Raw genomic sequence first — 19,613 nt, 5'->3', positions numbered from 1 at the left:
TTGTCTCTCAACTTCGTTCTCTTCCTGTATTCAAGGGATCCGCCGAGTGCAATACTGAGCCCCTTACCGTTCTGTCACCCCCGTCGAGTAAAAGGATTTTTCATGACGTCAGTGAGTACGCTTAATCCGGCAAAGACTGCCGAGGCACCGCGCGATTCTCTCTCTTCTCACGCTGACCGCATCCCCCAACAACCTTGTCCGATGGAACACATTGATGCCCTGATCGAGCAAGGTCACTACCTTTCGGCCTATCAGTGTGCGGTCGCCGCATGGGGCCCCCATGCCCATTGGCAAGATGATGCGCACATCGCGCGGTTAATCCGTTTGTTGCGCGGGTTGGGGCGTCACCGTGCTGCCACGTATTTAGAATTGAAACGTTATCGCCGTTGGTTTACACGAACAGGGACGCCAAGGGAGGAAGTGGGAGGAGAAACTCGGGGGGAAGAGAGCCGAAACGAGGCGCCGCAAACGGAAGAGGGCGACCTCGACAGGCACCATCACGTCAAGCTGCGGTATTTCATGTATGTGCTGTCCCGTAAAGGGGCCATTGCCTGTTACGACATGGCACAGCACGCGTTAGAGGCAACCTGTGGGCATGCGGCACACACCGCAGACTGGAAAGTGGCCAAAGCGATCATTCTGTGCCGCGTGCGTGATTTTGCCCAAGCCCATGCGTTGCTTGATACCGCCAGACAACAGCCCGCCACCGAAGACTGGGCGGAAAAAATTCGCATTCGTGCATTGGAAGAGGAAGGGCGCTGGGAAGCAGCCCTGACACGCGCACAAGCCCATTTTTTCGATACACAGTGTCCCTTCACGCTGGAAATGATTGTGCGGTTACTGCAAGCCCAAGAGGGGCCTCAAGCGGCTTTATCGGCCTTGTTGCCCCATCTGTCGTGCTATCAGAGTGTTGCATTATGGCAAGAGGCGGCCAACACCCACTTTCAGCTGCAGCAATACGATGACGCATTGGCGTGTTTGGGTGAGGTGGACGCTTTACAGGTGATGGGGAAAGACAAAGGCGATGCGTATGCCGACGGGTTACGTAGTCAACTTTATCTCGAAATGCGTCATTTACCGGCCGCGCAGGCGGCATTACGTCCGTTGCGGGATGGTTTTTCAGCTAGCGTGCGACAGCGATTAAGCGGGCTTGAAACCCTATCACCGGTGCTCAAACTCAATGTTCCCCATGTCACACAAAAGCACATGACGTGTGCGCCTTCTTCGCTGGCCGCGGTTGTGCGTTTTTGGGGGCAGCTGGCTGATGAAGATGCCATCGCGGAGCAGATCTGCTTTGAAGGTACATCAGATACCTTGCAGCGTGAATGGTTGATCGACAACGGCTGGCGCTATCTCGATTTTGACTTAACCCAGGAGGCCGCCGAAACCCTGTTGGCACGTGGGGTGCCGTTTACCTTGGTGACGACCCAAGGGATGTCATCACACTTGCAGGTCGTAAAAGGTATCGACCGCGAAGCCGGTTACTTGTATCTGATGGATCCGTCGGTGAGCATGGAAAGCAAGATCCTCACCGAAGCAACGTGCCAGTTAGAAGCGGTCAATGGCCCCCATTGCCGCGCGATTGTTCCGGTGACGCAGCCGCATTTATTGGGTGGATTAGCGTTACCCGCCCAAGCCTTGTATCCCCTTCGCCATGAACTGGATGCCGCCGTAGAGGCACAAGATGTCTCCCGTGCTCACGCCCTTGTGCAGCAGTTAGTCGTATTAGATCCCACACACCGCTTAACCCTGTTAGCACAGCGCAAACTGGCGGGTCTGCAACGTGATGATGCCGAGATTGAGCGGGTGACGGATCAATTATTGGCGCAATACCCCGACACCACCTATTTAGTCATATCGAAATATCATTGCTTGCGAACGCGTCTTGGCCACCGAGAGGCTTATCAGTGGCTATCGGATCAGTTTAAGCGAGTAAGAAACGTGGAGGTGTTTACCCTGCTGCTGGAAGATCGTGCTGCTGCAGAGACGCTGAGCGGTGATGATGACGGCAGTGCGGGCAATGAAAGCGGTGACGCCATTGACGCCCTCGCCAAGCGGGCACGGATATGGACGAGTGCCGAGTATTTCTGGCTCAAAGGCCATGATGCGTGGCGCGATGGGGATAAAGACACCGCCTCGCGTTTGTACCGTTGGGCATTATGTTTGGAGCCCTCGCAAGAGGCTTATCTGCGCAGCTATTACGTCACGTATTTGGATCAAGGGCGGGTTGATGAAGCGTTGGCCACCTTACAGGAACTCTTTGAGGCCTCTATTCTGGTGTCCGCCAGCATGGCGTATTCCTTGTATCGCGCCTATTGCCTGAATAACGAAGAGCATGTCGGGCTGGCAGTATTGGCACGGGCGTGTGAAATACAGCCCAGTGACGCCGCATTGATTGCTTATTACTTGGGGGAGTTGGGACGATTTGGTCAGTGGGCACAATTTGAGACCGCTTATGACCAGTATGCCGCGCCGTTGTCTGCGGCTGACCGGCTGGCAATATCGGCCAAACAAGCCTTTGCGCAAGGCGACAATACGGTCGCCATTGAACGTTACGAAGCCTTGTTAGCATTACAGCCCGGTAATGACCACACAGTGGATTGCTTGTTGGAAAGCTATCACCGTGCGGGTCTGACAGACAAGGTTCACGCCTATTTGGCCACGCAGCGGGCAAATAAAGGCGAGAGTTTACGAACATTGAACTTGCTGGCTCAGCACTCCCGCGATGACAAAACCCAGATCCAAACGTTGGAAACGATTACCGAACGGTATCCGTTGGAATACCACAGCGCGCGTCGGTTGGCGTATTTTAGGCTTGCCGCCGATGACATCGATAGCGCAGAACGCATCAGTCAAACCTTATTAGACAAAGACAGCCGTAACGCAGACAACGTGCTGTTACAGGCGGAGATTTGCCTGAAGCGGGGCCAGTGGACGCAAGCCAAAGCCCATGCCAAAGCCGCGATTGCTTTTTCGCCGAACAGTGACGCGGCCTTTGAAGCATTGATGCGCACGCATACCGCGCCGGACGAGAAAGTGACGGTGATCCGCGAGTTTGCCGAGGTGCTAAAACGCATTCCCAATGCCGATGATGGCGTATGGCATTTCTGGCAGGTGGCCGGTCACTGGCTGGATACGGATGAACTGCGGGCGTTCTGTGATGCAATGATCAGCCGCCACGGGCAAAACTGGTGTGTATGGGTGGTCAGTGCCTATCAGCGGGAGCAGATCGGCGACATAGAACACGCGATTGATGATTTAGATCATGCGGCGAAGCGCTCGCCGTTAACCGCGCGTATCTTCGGTGAAAAAGCCCGTATGTTGTCGTGTCTAGGGCGTTATGAAGATGCCACGCCGGTGTTTGAGTATGCCATCACACTGGCTCCGGGCTGGCCTTTTTTAGCCATGGAATACAACCAGCACTTAGAGCGCATTGCTGAGCCGAAAAAAGGGCTGGTGGTGCTTGAACGTTGCCGACAATTTAATGATGACGACGGCGTGTTGTTAGGCCACCTTGCCGACAGTTACCTCAACGATCACCAACAGGCCAAGAGCCTAGCGACCTTTGTGGACGCGATAAGCCACCGCTTTTACTACCCATGGGCGTGGAACAAGCTGTACACGCTCAGCGAGCAATTGGATGACGGCCAAACATGGCGCACGTTGTTAGCGACGCGACAACAGGCCCATCCTAACCATGTCGACACCTGGCTGATCGCCGCGCAGCTCAGCAAGGCGTTGGCGGAACGTATTGATCATTTACAGCGGGCTGTGGTGTTGGCACCGACCCACCTTGAGGCAAACCGTGATTTGGTGGAAGCCTACATGGCGATGGGCCGTGATGACGAGGTGTACGCCCTGATCAATGGCGACAAATGGGACGGTCGTGCACCGCTGTCGTTGGCGATCAAAGAACCGATGTTGTTGTTTGAACGCGGCGACTATACGCAAGCATTGGTGATATTAACGGGCATGGTTACCCGACATCCACGCTATGAAGCCGGTTGGTTACTGCGGATGCAGTGTGCCGTGCGCGGTGAGCATACCGCGGAAGCGCTCACGTGCGCAGAGGCACTGGAGGTGATTGCCGGCAATGATCTGGAGGCCTTGTATGAAGTGGGCTGTGTGTATGAACAATACGGTGATGCACAGCAGCAAAGGCGCATATTGGGGTTATTTGAACGTGCCTATGCGATTGGTCCACAGTACAAAAATATCGCGTTCTCCTATTTGGATCGCCTGCTTGAAGAAAAACAATACGTGACGGCCCGGCATGTGGCCAATGCCATGGATGCGCATTTTGCCAAGCCGTGGATCGACGCACGGCGGTACGAGATCTATGCCGCGCAGGGGCACCAGCAAGCCGCCATTGATATGTATCAACACATTGTCGCGGCAGGGGAAGACGCCGCGTGGCTGTATAATTATCCGTTGGCTTGGGCGGAGAAACAGCAACAGCCGTCACTGTTTTCGGCGCTGTGGCAGGTGTTGGATCACGCGATGTCGCAGCACGATACCCCGTTCACGTCCGCGGCGGCTGATGTGTATGCACAGTGGTGCGAAAAACAACATGGCTTGCCGAGTTTATTGGCACTGTTGGATAGAAACGTTGAACCGGCTATCTGGCGTGCATTTTGTTATGCGTATTTAGAGGCGCTCAGTCAGAAGAGATCATTGCCCGCCGCGGGTTTTTGGGAGCGGTTTGATGCACGTATTTACCCCGATATGGCTCTGGCGAGCCAGAAAGGCTTAGTGCTGTTACAGGCGGAACATTATTATGAAGCCAAAGCACATTACGAAAAAATGGGCGTAGTCGACAACCCGGCAGTGCCGGGGTGTGCGCTTTACCATTGTGCGTATGTGTGTTCAAACACCAAAGATTACGCGCTGTTAGAGAAAGTGATGCCGCAGTTTTTATCCCGCCCGAAAGATAGCAGTTATAACAACGGATTGGTGTGGTATTGCTATGTGCAATTGCGTTTGGGCCAGCGTATCGACCCACACGTCTTGAGCCAAGTTACCGAGCAGGGGCTGACGTCGAGTGAAAAAAGTATGTTGGCCATCCTGCAATGCGCGGTTGGCTTTGATGCGGATCGTGATGCGGGGGTGTCAACGAGCATTGAGTCGCTCACGGCGATGCCGAGCACCTTCCGGCTGGATACCTTCGGGGTGATGGATCTCTGTGAGGTTTATATCCGTTATTTGTTGGCGAACAGTACCGGGAGTTGGTGGAAAAAAAGCCGACTCAAACGACGTTTGCGCGCGCGTTTACGTTAATGATGTGTTCGTGTAATTATATGATTAATAATGACATTGTGAGTTTTATTGATTTTTTTATTATAACGTATTGACCGTTTTATTTCGGAAGCATATATTATTTACACGAACTGCCTAATGGAGTTCGCTAACCCATTGCCTTTCGCCTTATCAGGGTTTGGCATGGATAGAAATCACTCATGAATCGCATGTCCCCGCGCTGAATGCCTGTGGAATGTCGTTTCATCACTTAGTGATGTATTGCTAAGACAGTATCGTAATGCAATCGCAAATTTACGGTGTCGTAAACTGTTTTGCTGTCATGACTGAGCTATTGCTTCTTATTGAGGATAGATTTATGCGTAACAACGATTTTGCCCCCCTATACCGCAACGCCATTGGTTTTGACCGTTTGTTTGACATGGTGGAAGCGAGTGCGAAGAAACCCCAATCTGGCGGCTACCCACCGTACAACATCGAGCAAAAAGACGAGCATCATTACTGCATTACCATGGCCGTGGCCGGTTTTGCTGAGTCGCAGCTTGAGATCACGCAAAAAGAAAACATGCTGGTGATCAGCGGTGTCCGTCAAGCGGAAGCAGAGAAAAACTTTATTTACCAAGGCATTGCTGAGCGTAACTTTGAACGCAAATTCCAATTGGCCGATCACGTTAAAGTGTTGAGCGCGAGCCTTGAAAATGGCCTGCTCCACATTGAATTAGAACGTGAAGAGCCAGAAGCGATGCAACCCCGTAAAATTACGATTGGCACCCACGCCTGATCCCACCGCGAAGGCGATACGCATCGTGTCCCATGGCGTGTGTAAAGGTGTGCTTTCAGCGTTGATCACCTCGTGATGGCCTCAACGCCGTATAAAGTGATGACGAATGCCGAAAAACAGGTCACAATTACACCGCCTGAACAACGGTGATAGTGCATCCCTTATCCTGCCATGGGAGTGATGCCAAAGATAAGGTCATGAAGGGGCAGTGTGTCCGCGGTTGAAAAGCCCGTCACAGGCTGTGATTTCATGAAACATAGGGCGTCAGAGTATTACTCTTGCGCCCTTTTTTTCAGAGGTGTTTGTTATGTCACAACGCGATTATTATGAAATTCTAGGTCTCGCTAAAAACGCGTCTGAAAAAGAGATCAAGAAAGCGTATAAGCGCCTAGCGATGAAGTACCATCCGGATAAAAATCCGGATAACCCGTCCGCCGCCGATCAATTTAAAGAAGTGAAAGCGGCGTACGAAATTCTTAACGATAAAGAAAAGAAAGCGGCTTACGATCAGTTTGGTCACCGCGCCTTTGAACGCCCTGATATGGGCGGTGGTCGTCAGCAGTACGGTGGATACAACGACTTTGACGACATTTTTGGCGGTGCCTTCGGCGATATGTTTGGCCGTGCGCGCGGTGGTTCGCAATTTAATGGCTTTGGTCAGCGTCCACGCCGTGGTCAAGATGTGCTCTTCAATATGGATGTTGATCTGGAAGAGATCGTGCAAGGCTGCTCAAAAGTGGTCGAATTGCCGATTTATGAAGGGAGCGTACAAACCACCAAGAAGCTGAACATCAAAGTGCCTGCCGGTATCGAAAATGGCGGCAAAATCCGCTTGGCGGGTAAAGGCGAACCGGGTGTGCAAGGCGGCCAACCCGGTGATGTGCTGATTCAAGTGAACATCCGTCCGCATCTGCGTTTTACCCGTGAAGGGAATAACTTGCTGTGCGCGGTGAAAACCGATTTCGTGACCGCTGCGTTAGGCGGTCAGGTGGAAGTGGTAACCATCGACGGGAAACGTGTGAACTTGAAAGTGCCTGCAGAAACCCAGACTGGCGGTAAGTTCCGCATGAAAGGTCAGGGCGTGACGGACCGCAATGGTCAAGCCGGTGACTTATTGATTCAGGTGAACATTGAAACCCCGCGTAACCTGAGCGATCAACAAAAAGCCTTACTGAAAGAGTTTGCTGCGCTATAAGTGGCCAGCAAAATTTAAGGTTTTGATTATTAAGTAAAAGCAATGGCTGTCCATTGCTTTTACTTTATGGGTCACGCACAGCGCTTTTCGTTAATGTGCACCGTGTGATCCCTTGTTTTGGGGAATCGCCACCATTTACAATGTAAATTATCCCCATTGCAATATCACAGTAACGATGTGCTTTGTGCGATCTGTTGATGCGCATCGTGATGATTGTTTATCGCTTAAAGGCATCTTCTTGTTGCTCGTCGCAGAGAAATCCTTACACTAAGCCTCCCAGACTGACAAAACTGGTCATACCATTATTTTTGTCCTTTGTTGGTGTTCATACACGCATGACGTTCCCTTTTACCCGAAATATTAAACTGACGCATATTTCACTGTTTCTGCAGGCAGGGGTGCTGACCTTTATTCTCCTGTCCGTGTGCTATTGGAGCTATAACATCCTGCATACGCAGCGCCTGCTGGCGACGGTAGAAAGCCAATTCAATACCCTTTATTCCTCGGTACGTCGCTTTGGTTCGTATTACGATAATGCCGACAGTGTGGTATTGGAAACTGGTGAATATAGCCACAATGATGTGGGCTTGTTGATCAAGTCAAAGAATGGCACCGATGTGAAGTGCCTGTCGAACGGGATCATTAAACTGCGGGCGCAATTGGAAACCAGCGCCGCGGATAATATCTGGACCATTGCGGTGTTTGATAATCAGAGTGCCTATGGCTACTTTGACCCACTGCGTCCGGCCTATCAAGCCGCCTTTAAGCGTTACCGAAAAGAAGACGTGATGCAGCGCATCGTACAGCGAGAAGGGCTTAATGAGACTTACCGCCAGTTTTACGGCTGTAATATCCACATGAGTGAGCCGTACGATGAAGAAGGTACCGGTGCGCGTATTCGCTCTATTTTCTACCCGATCCACAATCAGAAAAAGTTGGATGCGCTGGTGGTGGTCGACATTAAAGACACCTTCATCAATACCATCATTGAACAATACAATCATGATCAATATACGGTGATCAATCACGGTGCGGCAGATAACCTTTATACCCGCAAGTTGCAGTTGCCGTGTTCCGATATGGGCACCATTGAGGTGGGTGTTGCGTATGTCGATATTGTGAAAAAAACCTGGTTCCCCGCCTTGTTGATAGCGTTTTTGTATTGCGTTGGCTTGCAGTTCTTTGTGCGCAATAGCCGTTCATTGCAAAAAGATAAAATGACAAACTTTTATCGCCGCGATTACTATGAGCCGCGTTTGAAAAAGCAAAGTGACTTTTCGCTGTTGATTATTGATATTGACCATTTCAAATCCATCAATGATACCTATGGGCACAAAAAAGGGGATGACATTATCACCCAGTGTACCCAGCGTATATTGGGCTTGATCCGTCAGGATGATGTTGCGATCCGTTGGGGCGGCGATGAGTTTATTTTGGTGTTCAACAATATGGGGCCGGGTAAGTTAGCCGATAAAGGTGAGATGATCCGTGCCGCTATTGCCGATCAACCCATTGCTGACATGGCCGTCACGATCTCTGTCGGTGGGGTGTATGCGCGTGATACGCCATTCTCACAAGCCTATAAAACGGCGGATGCCGCCTTGTATGTCTCGAAACGAAAGGGGCGCAATGCGGTGACCGTTGCACAAGCATAACCAGACCAAAAGCCTCTTTATATAAGAGGCTTTCTTTTCCCCGTTCATACCGCAGAGAGACACCCTTTCCCGTATCGCTTTTCCCCTGCATCGATTTTTCGTATCATCACCCGGCACGTAAGGCGAAGAAAGTAGCTATACTCACAAGGTAATACAGTGAGTTACTGGTACGGGGCGCTGATTCACAGGCTGTGAACGTTGAGCAAAAGAAGAAGGGATGCAATGGCAAACGAATACCGTAAGAACACGATAGTTTCACGGACACAGCGATGCACATTCGTTCGTGCCACGTCATTGAGTTTGATGCTGTTCACCGCATGCGGGGTGATAGCGCAAGAGGCACAGCCGTCCTCATCCACATCTTCCGTATTTTTAGCTCCCCCCCTCTCTTCACCATCTTCGCTTTCGGGCTCATTGTCAGAACATTGGTCCAATTCGACTTGGGAAGAGACTGAATACCCCGATACCGTCTATGACTCGCCGTATAACGTGGCATTGTTTTCGGCTGAAAACGGGGAGGATCAGGCGCGATTGTGGTCGCAAACTAAATCCATTTTTTGGTACGGCGTGGGGGTGGCGGGTTTCATTGCCTTACTGCCGGAAGACATCTCCAACTGGGATACCAGTGATGACCGCCTGTTTGAAAAATGGTGGGACAACGTACGCCAAGGCCCGGTGTGGGATCGTGATGTGTGGTACATCAACTACATCGGTCATCCCTATTTTGGCGGGGTGTATTACCAAATCGCCCGAAAATCGGGTTATCGTCAGTGGGATGCGTTTGTGTACTCGTTTCTGATGTCGACCTTTTATTGGGAATACGGGGTGGAAGCGTTTGCTGAAGTGCCTGCGGTGCAAGATTTGGTCGTCACGCCCGTGTTGGGTTGGGTGTACGGGGAGTGGGCGTTCAATAAAGAGCGTGAAATCATTCAGCGTGGCGGGCAAGTATGGGGTTCCGACTGGGTGGGAGACACCGCCTTGTTCTTACTCGACCCAGTGGACAGCCTTGGGCGCGGCGTGAACCACTTGTTTGGCCGTGACGTAATCAAAGCCGGTACCGGCTATCTGGGGATGCAAGAGGTGACGCTGGCGAACGGTAACACGGACACCCAAGTGAACCTGCAATTGCGCTATCAGTTTGGCGAAGGCGACACCACGCCTGCTATGCAGCGTCGTTATACCTATACCCGTCCGATGAGTATGACCGATGATCCGGTGGATTTTGGTATCGTCGGAATGTCGTTAGGGACCCGTTACCTGAATCTCGACAAGGCATGGGGTATTGAAAACCGCTGGGCGCCGACCGCCAGTTTAGGGCTGTACTTTACGCCGTCTTTTTCCGCGCGACTGAGTTATTCCCGTATCGACAGCGACAGCAAAGAAACCGGTGAGCGGGTCACGTATGAAAACTACAGCGTTGATGCCCAATATTACTGGTTGGCTGAGCAGCCGTTACGGCCGTATATCACGGGCGGGATCGGGGAAACCTTGTTGGATTTAGACCGTGACACCACCACCTTCCAATTAAATGCGGGGCTGGGGATGCACTACCAGTTTAATACGAACTGGGCGTTCACGATGGATTGGGTGCATTACTACAGCACCGCGCGGGATACTCATGATGATTTGTTTTCTGGCCAGTTGGTGTACCGATTTGGCCGAGGAGAGCGGTAAAGGACTGTTTCGAGTGCCGGGTGGCGAGAGCCGAGTACCGGGTTTCGAGTTGAGAATTGCGAGTATCGAGAACTGAGTTTCTAGGTTCCCGCACCTCGAAACAAAACAGCGCGCTGTCAGGCAGTCTGACAGCGCGCGTGATAGGTTCATGGCGTAAAGTGATGATGCAAAGAGGATTACGCTAAGGTGATTTTCGCAATACGGCGTTTACCGACTTGGTAAATGGCAGTACCCATCGCAGGAATGTGCTGACTGTCAGTCACTTTCTCCCCGTCACACTTCACCGCCCCTTGTTTGATCATGCGCAGTGCTTCAGACGTCGACGTCACCAATCCGGCATCTTTCAGCATATTGGCGATTGCCACGCCGTGCGCCAGCACTTGCTCGTCGAGATCATCCGGTAGTGCTTGATGCTTGAAGCGATTATCGAAATGCGCTTCTGCTGCATCAGCGGCAGCGTCATCGTGGAAACGGGCCACAATTTCTTTCGCCAGCAACACCTTCACTTCTTTCGGGTTGCGGCCTGCGGCCATTTCGGCTTTGAATTGCGCAATTTCAGCCATAGGACGGAACGACAGTAGCTCAAAGTAGTTCCACATCAAATCATCAGAGATCGACAATAGCTTGCCGTACATCTCGTTAGCAGGCTCCGTCACGCCGATGTAGTTGTGCGCCGATTTAGACATCTTCTTCACGCCATCCAAGCCGACAAGCAATGGCATGGTGATCACCACCTGTGGGGTTTGGCCGTGTTGCTTTTGCAGCTCACGCCCCATCAGCAGGTTAAAGGTTTGGTCAGTACCGCCCAGCTCAATATCCGCTTCTAGCTCGACCGAATCGTAACCCTGTAGTAGCGGGTACATGAACTCGTGAATACCAATCGCACGGCCGGTGGCGAAACGCTGTTTAAAGTCTTCACGTTCCAGCATACGGGCAACGGTTTGGCTGGCGGCCAGTTTCAGCATGCCTTCTGCACCCATTTTCGATAGCCAATGGGAGTTGAAGACGATCTCTGTTTTCGCCGGGTCTAAAATCTTAAACACCTGCTCTTGGTAGGTGCGGGCGTTAGCTTCCACTTGTTCCGTGGTCAGCGGTGGGCGCGTGGTGTTCTTACCTGACGGATCGCCGATCTTACCGGTAAAATCGCCAATCAAGAACATCACGCGATGGCCGAGATCTTGAAACTGACGGAGTTTGTTCAAGATCACCGTGTGGCCTAAATGAATATCCGGTGCGGTAGGATCGGCGCCTAACTTCACGCGTAATGGTCGGTTAAGCGCCAGTTTTTCTATTAACGCGGCTTCCGGCGTAATGCTGTCAACGCCACGTTTGATTTGGGCAAGGCTCTGTTCAAGGTTCATCAAAATGCTTCCGAAAAAAGGTGAAATTCCGTCATGACCGTCATCACGATGGCCGACAATCACGAATGGGCTTGCAAGCCATGAGCGTGGCGTTTGCGAATAATGGCGGCACGAATGTGGTCATAACAAAAGTTGTAGACGAAGGCGTAAACCGCGATAAATAACGTGACACCGATATCCATCATGAAGGCATCCAGCAGGCTGACAGACAGCAACCAGGCCATCAAAGGCACAGTGATCAATAACAAGCCGCCTTCAAAGGCAGTCACTTGCAGTACGCGCACAGCGATACCACGTGTTTCACGTTGTCCCGGAAAGAAGCGGTCGAAAATGGCGTTGAATACCATGTTCCAAAGCATGGCGACCGTTGCCACAGCTATCATTGTTCCTGATAGGCTGCTGACGGGGTGATCGGTGAATAACATCAACCCTAAAACGGAAAAGGCAATGGCTAAGGCTTCAAATAAAACCGCGTGGAAAATACGTTCAAACACTGACATGACTGTGACTCTTATAATTAGGTGTTACGCAAAGGGGATAGGATACGGATTTCAGTAACGAGGAAAAGTTAGCAGCCATCACGAAGTGTGATACCTTTTACGGTGATAATGACGGTAATGGGCAGGCGAGAGGATAAATCATGTACAGCTTTGAACAACTGAAAGTCTTCGTGACCGTGTGTGAATGCGGTTCGTTTTCGGCTGCGGCCCGCAAACTGAAACGAGCGCAGTCGGGGGTGAGCCAATCGGTGTCCAATCTGGAAATTGCCCTAAACCAAACCTTGTTTGATCGCTCAGGTAATTGGCCGGTACTGACGGCAGCGGGTAACGCCTTGTTGCCCATGGCGCAATCGGTATTGTTACAACAGCTTCGGTTAGATCAAAAAGTGATGGCGCTGGATGCCGACGAAGAGCACGACTTGATCATCGCCATGGATGAAAGCCTGATAGAGCCGCAACTATTGAGCCGATTAGCGGTATTAGGCGAACAGTTCCCGATGACCCAAATTGAAATCGTGTCTGCTTCGACCTTTGATATTAAAACCATGATCAGCGATGGCGATGCACACATCGGGGTGGTGTTTGCCGATGGCACCATGCTGGAAGAAGCCGAGTTTCGCTCATTGGGTTATAGCCGTTTTGTCACCTTAGCGGCCCCGTCACATCCTCTGGCGCAGAAAGCCTCCGTCACGGACACCGACTTACGTACCTATCGACAAGTCGTACACCGTTCTTCAACCGGGCAAGAGTTGTGGTTCAGCTACGCCATCAGTACGCAGGTGTGGTATGCCAACACCCACCAGTTATTGTTAGATTTAGCCTCCGAAGAGATAGGCTGGGCGATAGTACCTGATAGGCTGGCGGCGCCGTATTTTGCTGATGGTCGATTAACGGAGCTGAATGTTGAGTACGAACCCGAAGGGTGGGTGACGACCATTGATGTGATTGAATCGCGGCGGCATGCGGGGGGGCCAGTGCATCAGGCAGTATTGAAATTGCTCAATGATGCGTTTGAACAGCACCGTTTGTGATCCCGATCAGCGGCTTTTTCGGTGAGAGGGAACGTAAGGTATATAGTTAAGAAAGAGTGATAATTAGGGATAACGAGAGATAAGGAAATCGCCATGTTACGTACGCTTGGATTACTTACTACCCACGGGGTCGCGTTGGCGGCCGGGTTCGCCTTGGGGGTGTATGCCCTGCCTATTTTGATTGCCCCCGATGGCCCCACCCGTGAGCATGATCAGTGCCACCGCCCAAGATGCTCAGTTTACCGCCACGTTTGATAAAGACCGCCAAGACAGTGATTTCCTGCATTGGGGAGAAGGGCAGGTCACGGTGGGCAACACGGCCATTACCTTTGTGGGTGAACTGGCCCCAGGGCCTGACTATAAACTGTATTTATCGCCAGTATATGTGGAGACCGAAGCCGACTTCAATGCCAATAAATCGGCCATGTTGCAGCTCGGCAATATTCAATCGTTTGACCGTTTCATGTTGCCGGTGAATCCCGCGATGGATATCGAGCAATATAACACCGTGATCGTGTGGTGTGAGTCGTTTGGCCAATACATTACGTCTGCCCAGTATCGCTAAAGCCAGAGTATCAATAAAGCCAACGCGACAGCGGGGAATGTGATCTGATCAGGTGTGATTTTTTCCTGCTCTGGCAGTATAACAGCAGGAGATAACGGTAATGCGAGGATGCGATGCGGCAAATTGATGACAACATTTGGGTTCATGAAGACAGCATGAACATGTTAGGCGCACCGTTAGGTTTGCGTATGACGGTCGTACGTTTATCTACGGGTGGGTTGTGGGTGCATTCCCCCACGGCGTTGTCTGCGGCGCTGCAACAGCAGGTTGATGCCCTTGGCGAGGTGCAGTACTTGGTCGCCGCCAGTAATAACCACAGCAAGTGGCTGCAAGACTGGTGTGAAGCGTATCCTGAAGCCGATGTGTATGTCAGTGCCGGTATTCCGTGTAAAGTCCCGTTGAGCAACTACCACATCTTGCAGCAAGGCATGGAAAATGTGTGGGCAGAAGATTTGACGTGGGAAACCATGCCGTCAGTGCCTTTGTTCAATGAAACCGTGTTTTATCATGCGCCGTCACAGTCGCTTATTGTCACGGATTTTATTCAGCATTACCCGGAGCAAGATGCGTACGATGGCATGGTCGGGATGATGACCAAATACGTGTTTGAACCGATTGGTTTCAAAGGCTGCTGCGTTGCTCCGCCACTTAAAATGGGGTTCACTTTGAAAGACAAACCCGGCTTTCGGCGTTTTATTGAAAAGATCCAAGCGTGGGATTTCACCCGCATAGTGGTGACCCACGGTGAGATCATTGAAGAAGACGCCAAATCGGTATTTAACGACCTTACTCACCGCTTTCTGCAATAACGGTGTTTTCCAGTAAAAATCAGCATAAGATGACGGCAGTTTTGGCAAAGTGGTGTTGTATTGAGCAGTTGATTAATCTTTTTTAAATTAGCGCTTTACAGGCTCGCCGTTGTTTCGTATTATCGCCGCACTCAGGAGAGATGGCTGAGTGGTTTAAAGCACCGGTCTTGAAAACCGGCGTGGGTTTATAGCCCACCTAGGGTTCAAATCCCTATCTCTCCGCCACATTCTAGAAATCGGGTTTACCGGGTTTCATACAGAATTGGAGCGGTAGTTCAGTTGGTTAGAATACCGGCCTGTCACGCCGGGGGTCGCGGGTTCGAGTCCCGTCCGCTCCGCCAACACAACGAAGCCTCAGCAGAAATGCTGGGGCTTTTTTGTATGCGTTGAATTTAAGTTCGCCCTGCGGTCGAATGAGTCCCGCTGGAGTGCCAGCCCAGCCGYTCCGCCAACACAACGAAGCCTCGACTGCGCGTCCCGGTCGAAATGACGGGGCTTTTTTGCWTCTAACGCTCCCGAAAGTGCGCTGCACTTTTTCGCGARCCGGAATGCCGGACCATCGASTCCCGCAGCTCCGCCAACATAAGAAACCCTGTCAGAAATGGCAGGTTTTTTTGTATGCGTTGMATTTARGTTCGYCCTGCGGTCGAATGAGTCTTGTCGACATAGCTCAGTCGAGATAGTGAGATGATCTTGCATCCGATTTTCTTCGCCTTTAAACACACTTCACAATCATCCCTTTCAGTCCYTAGTCGGACTTTTCTGTTCATAGTCGATAAGGCATAGTCGTCACTATACCCTGACGCACGAACACCGTGAGGCGGTAGCGTGGCTGGCATACGGGAACGCACCGCTTTATTTGTGCGATAGGGTCAACATCATCGTAGTGAAAATAAACGTTCATGGTGTTTACATTAATTTGTGATATTACGCAGATGCGGAAAATGTAGAATGTACTATATGGAATGATTCTACATTTCCTCTTTTGTTGTTTAAATTAATGCTTTTATATCAATTGGTTAGATGTAGTGTTGGAATGTGATAATAGTTATATATGGAATTGTAACGTAGAACAATTCCATATATAAAGTTGTTACACGTTTCTAAAGTTTAATTGATAAATTGAGTAATTAAGTGGAAAAAATTTCAAAGAAAAAACTTTTAAAAATCCTCTCTGAGTCTAGTGATTTTGGGAATCTGGGAATGTTCGTGGGTGCTGGGTTCTCCAAAGCGGTACTAAACGGTGGAGCAAGAAATATTGCCTTATCTTGGGGAGAGTTATTGGAAAAAGCATCAAAAAAAATGTCAATTCAATATGATGAAATTGACATCGACGGCGTTGGCTATCCAGAGGTGGCTTCAAAAATCTGTGAGCTTCATTCAATAAAAAGGGACATCGAGTACTCGAAGTCTCTATTTAAGTTAAAAGAAGAAATATCTGCACTTACAAGTTGGTATCCAGAAAAAGAAAAGCGAGAAAAGTACTCTGCTTACCTAAATGATCTATTACCTAATTGGATTATTACGACGAACTATGATTTAGTTATCGAAAGTTTGTTTACTGGTAAATGTTTACCTCTAAGTCCCAATGAATCAATGTGTGCACCTAAAGGTATTGTTCCAATTTATCATTTGCATGGGATACGTTCGACTCCAGAGAGCATAGTAATCTCTCAAGAAGATTATGTTTCGTTGTTTCGTCCGCATGAATATAGGCAGATCAAGTTAGCATTAACTATCAAGGAGTCAACAGTTTTACTTTTAGGCTATGGTCTTGGTGACGTAAATGTACTAACTGCTTTGGATTGGTCGAAAAACGTATTTTCATCTAGCAATGAGAACTACCCAAACGAGGTTATACAAGTAGTAAGAAAGGAAAATCCATCAACAAGAGCATATAAAGATCGCAATGGTATCCTTATCTATGAAGTAAGTGATCTTGATGACTTTTTTGAAGATTTCTCCAAAGAAAACAAGAGTTATTTGACCAAAAAAGCTAAGGATGAAAAATCGCTCGTTGAAATCATTAGTAAACTGGAAGACCCAAGTGAAGCTTTGGTTGGTAAGTTTATTGATGATGAAGAGTTTCGTTTAGGTATATTGAAAATGTTAGCTAAATTCACTTCACCTGTTATATCTGGTTTCATATCGTTTCTAAGTGAAGTGTTTGACGAACTTTGGAAGCGTGCAGAGCCTAATGGTGCATTTGAAGCTTACAATGAAAACTTGATTGTACAGTTAGATATGCTAACAACTTTAGAACTTGAGCAAATCCCACCTGCGTTGTTAGAAACAATAGCATATAACCTTGATCGAGTGGGGTATTATGTCGGAAAGGGCATCGGAGAATCGCATTCTGCCAATCGTACTTTTATTAGAAGAAAAGGTGAATTATCTAAAGAAGCCGTATTTGAATTAGGCAACATTGCAGAGCAGCATCACTACTATAATTTGCAATCATTAATACAACGCATAAACGTGTAATCGGGTAGCCGGAGGTATTTACCCTCCAGCCCCCACACCACCCTGCATGCGGATCCGCACAGGGCGGTTCATTCAGAACGCCTAACTTAGATCTTTTGGTTAGGATATTGAACAGCTATCCATCCGTCTTTCAGTGAAAATAATCCCGCTTTCTTAAGGTAATCATTACTCAGCGCTTGCTGTATCCCGGGTGTTTTCGAGCTTCGCCACGGCCCTTTGCTTGTGATACCACAACCAACGGCTGTTTGGATCCAGACGCCGCGTTTCAGTAGATTTTGCACCTTTGTCCGTGGTTTTCGCCACTGACGCCAGTAACACATGCGTACTCGCCGACGGATCCACTGATCTAAATCGACACACGCTTGATAAGCGTTAGCGATGCCAAAGTAGTTAATCCAGCCTTGCAGGTATTGCCGTAATTTGAACAGTTGATAACTCATRCTTACGCCCCAGTTTCGGTTTGTTAGCCGYCTTATCTTTTGTTTCAAAATACATACCGTTTTAGCRTGCCACTGGATCTTGCCTCGGGAAAAGGTGAAACCGAGGAACTTGCTTTGACCAACCTTAACCACTTGGCTTTTCTGTTCATTAACAACCAGTTTTAACGTCGTGGCGAGGTAGTGAGTGATGCTCTTTAGCACACGGAATCCCGCTCGTTGAGACTTCACCAAAATGATGAAGTCGTCCGCGTAGCGGGCGAATTTATGCCCTCGGCTTTCCAACTCTTTATCCAAATTATCCAACATAATGTTTGATAGTAATGGCGAGAGTGGGCCACCTTGAGGAACACCTTCTGAGCTTGCTTCAAATTGGTCGTTGACCATCACACCTGCTCGTAGGTATTTACCAATAAGTGCCAGTAGACGCTTATCCTGTACCTTTTTCTTCAGTTGAGTCATCAAGAGATCATGATTAACTCGGTCAAAGAATTTAGACAGGTCAACATCGACAGCAAATGTGCGTTTCTGCTTGATGGTATCCCGTACTTGCAGTACCGCTTGTTTGGCATTTCTATTCGGTCTAAAGCCAAAGCTGTTAGTTGAAAAGAAGGGGTCAAATARGGGCGTGAGTATTTGAGCAATGGCTTGCTGTATCACTCGGTCAATAACGGTAGGGATACCCAATTTGCGTTTACCTCCATCGGGTTTATCAATCTCTACACGTCTGACCGCTGAGGGTTGATATTCACCGTGCTCTAGTTGAGATTTACACTGCTGCCAGCCACCTTGTTGAAGCCAAAGCGGGAAGGCGTCAATGGTCATGCCATCGATACCTGCYGCACCTTTGTTGGCTTTAACTTGGCACCATGCTTGCTGTAAATTCTCAGGKTGAAGCAATTGAGTGAATAGATCGCTGTTGAAGGATGGTTGCCTATCATTACGCTGTTGATAGTAATCGCCTGTCGGCGTAGTGGGTATCGACAAGTTTGACAAGACTCCTCCTTCTTCTAAATGTTCAGGCCTTCACCTTGTCCCAACCATTACGATGGGCGTTTGGCTACTATGCCGTCTGCTGACTTCTGCTTAATCACTTAACGAGTTACCTCGTAAAGCGCTATCGTTGTTCATCGGTTTCGCTCGCGTGAGTTGATGATGCTCACRCGCCAGGCCWGTTGAACCAGCGGCCAARCTGGTTAGGTTAACGATCGCTTGTTAAGCAGATCTCCCCAGATAAGGACATGGACTTTCACTGCRCAACTGCATCATTTACGGTAGTCATTAAATCACTTGGCTTCGTCGTCTTGTGCCAACTCGCCTCTGACCTACGCCTAATATGATGTTCTTGTTCATCAGCTCGCAGTTTTGCTCGCGGCTTCCTTCAGACCGTTCCTCGCGGAAAAGCCCTTGCCATTCGCTAGTAGTTAACATTTAATATCAACAAGTTGATGATTAAATGGTGATTTTCCTACAGAGGACTTTCACCCCATTAGTTCATGCCCATGCTGGGCGTACACAAGGCATTTAAACGGAACTAAAACAGTGGGTTACGTTCCGCTTCGCTCCACATTTTAACCCACTATTTTAGTCCGCTTAATGCGGCTACATGGACTCCCCCGGTTGTCAACAACAGCGTCAGGTAATATAAGGTTTGGGACTGCCGCTCTACATTCGGTCTGTTTATTGGCTTATTTGCCATGACCCTGATGACACTACGCGGTTGCGGTTCCTCATTCGTTAGAAGGCATCTTTTGTGCCCGCCTGCATATCAGGTTTTCCCGCAAATGGTCTTAACCATACATCATCATTGGCTATTGCAATGACCCGGTGAAGTGTGTGACTCCCTCACAAATACGTTTCTACAT

General features: G+C 49.6%; 11 protein-coding genes, 2 tRNA genes and 1 pseudogene. 11 read left to right on the top strand and 3 right to left on the bottom strand.

Features of this window, described 5'->3' with window-relative positions; genetic code table 11:
• Positions 1-102: 102 nt before the first annotated feature.
• The 5 genes from L4C36_RS15525 (at position 103) to L4C36_RS15505 (ending at position 10,561) form a co-directional block, all read left to right on the top strand.
• A complete protein-coding gene (locus tag L4C36_RS15525) occupies positions 103-5,277 on the top strand; it encodes a C39 family peptidase (protein ID WP_428478714.1) in 5,175 nt (1,724 codons plus the stop codon).
• A 337-nt stretch (positions 5,278-5,614) separates the two neighbouring features.
• Positions 5,615-6,037: an Hsp20 family protein gene (locus L4C36_RS15520; RefSeq protein WP_428478713.1), complete on the top strand. Its 423-nt coding sequence runs from the start codon at positions 5,615-5,617 to the stop codon at positions 6,035-6,037.
• A 307-nt stretch (positions 6,038-6,344) separates the two neighbouring features.
• On the top strand, positions 6,345-7,232 hold the full coding sequence (locus L4C36_RS15515) for a DnaJ C-terminal domain-containing protein (RefSeq protein ID WP_428478712.1): 888 nt from the start codon (positions 6,345-6,347) through the stop codon (positions 7,230-7,232).
• Between the two features lie 335 nt (positions 7,233-7,567).
• A complete protein-coding gene (locus L4C36_RS15510) occupies positions 7,568-8,887 on the top strand; it encodes a GGDEF domain-containing protein (protein ID WP_428478711.1) in 1,320 nt (439 codons plus the stop codon).
• Between the two features lie 222 nt (positions 8,888-9,109).
• Positions 9,110-10,561 carry a DUF3943 domain-containing protein gene (locus tag L4C36_RS15505; RefSeq protein ID WP_428478710.1) on the top strand — a complete coding sequence of 484 codons (1,452 nt, stop codon included), beginning with the start codon at positions 9,110-9,112 and terminating at the stop codon, positions 10,559-10,561.
• Positions 10,562-10,737: 176 nt separating this feature from the next.
• Here L4C36_RS15505 and tyrS read toward each other — a convergent pair whose 3' ends face one another.
• Positions 10,738-11,922 (bottom strand): tyrosine--tRNA ligase, encoded by a 1,185-nt coding sequence (tyrS, locus tag L4C36_RS15500; protein WP_428478709.1) that lies wholly within the window; start codon positions 11,920-11,922, stop codon positions 10,738-10,740.
• 59 nt (positions 11,923-11,981) lie between these two features.
• Positions 11,982-12,422, bottom strand: coding sequence for a PACE efflux transporter (locus L4C36_RS15495; RefSeq protein WP_428478708.1), 441 nt, complete (start codon positions 12,420-12,422; stop codon positions 11,982-11,984).
• Positions 12,423-12,562: 140 nt separating this feature from the next.
• Between L4C36_RS15495 and L4C36_RS15490 the strand changes: the two genes are divergently transcribed.
• The 6 genes and pseudogenes from L4C36_RS15490 (at position 12,563) to L4C36_RS15465 (ending at position 17,311) form a co-directional block, all read left to right on the top strand.
• The gene (locus tag L4C36_RS15490; protein WP_428478707.1) at positions 12,563-13,453 is read left to right on the top strand and encodes a LysR family transcriptional regulator; all 891 of its coding nucleotides are present in this window, start codon (positions 12,563-12,565) and stop codon (positions 13,451-13,453) included.
• 93 nt (positions 13,454-13,546) lie between these two features.
• Positions 13,547-14,018 (top strand): annotated as a pseudogene (locus tag L4C36_RS15485) (DM13 domain-containing protein).
• A 113-nt stretch (positions 14,019-14,131) separates the two neighbouring features.
• On the top strand, positions 14,132-14,827 hold the full coding sequence (locus L4C36_RS15480) for a DUF4336 domain-containing protein (protein WP_428478706.1): 696 nt from the start codon (positions 14,132-14,134) through the stop codon (positions 14,825-14,827).
• Between the two features lie 134 nt (positions 14,828-14,961).
• Positions 14,962-15,052 (top strand) — tRNA-Ser (locus L4C36_RS15475).
• 39 nt (positions 15,053-15,091) lie between these two features.
• Positions 15,092-15,168: transfer RNA gene (locus tag L4C36_RS15470), tRNA-Asp, on the top strand.
• Positions 15,169-15,961: 793 nt separating this feature from the next.
• Positions 15,962-17,311 (top strand): SIR2 family NAD-dependent protein deacylase, encoded by a 1,350-nt coding sequence (locus L4C36_RS15465; protein ID WP_428478705.1) that lies wholly within the window; start codon positions 15,962-15,964, stop codon positions 17,309-17,311.
• A gap of 86 nt (positions 17,312-17,397) precedes the next feature.
• Here the strand turns inward: L4C36_RS15465 and ltrA are convergent, their stop codons facing one another.
• Entirely contained in the window at positions 17,398-18,744 is a 1,347-nt protein-coding gene (gene ltrA, locus L4C36_RS15460; RefSeq protein ID WP_428478704.1) for a group II intron reverse transcriptase/maturase, read from the bottom strand.
• Between the last annotated feature and the right edge of the window lie 869 nt (positions 18,745-19,613).

It is taken from the genome of Photobacterium japonica (assembly GCF_050337005.1).
In the GTDB taxonomy this organism is placed as follows: domain Bacteria; phylum Pseudomonadota; class Gammaproteobacteria; order Enterobacterales; family Vibrionaceae; genus Photobacterium; species Photobacterium japonica.
The sequence above is the reverse complement of the archived record's forward strand: the minus strand, read 5'-3'. Positions and strand labels throughout refer to the sequence as shown.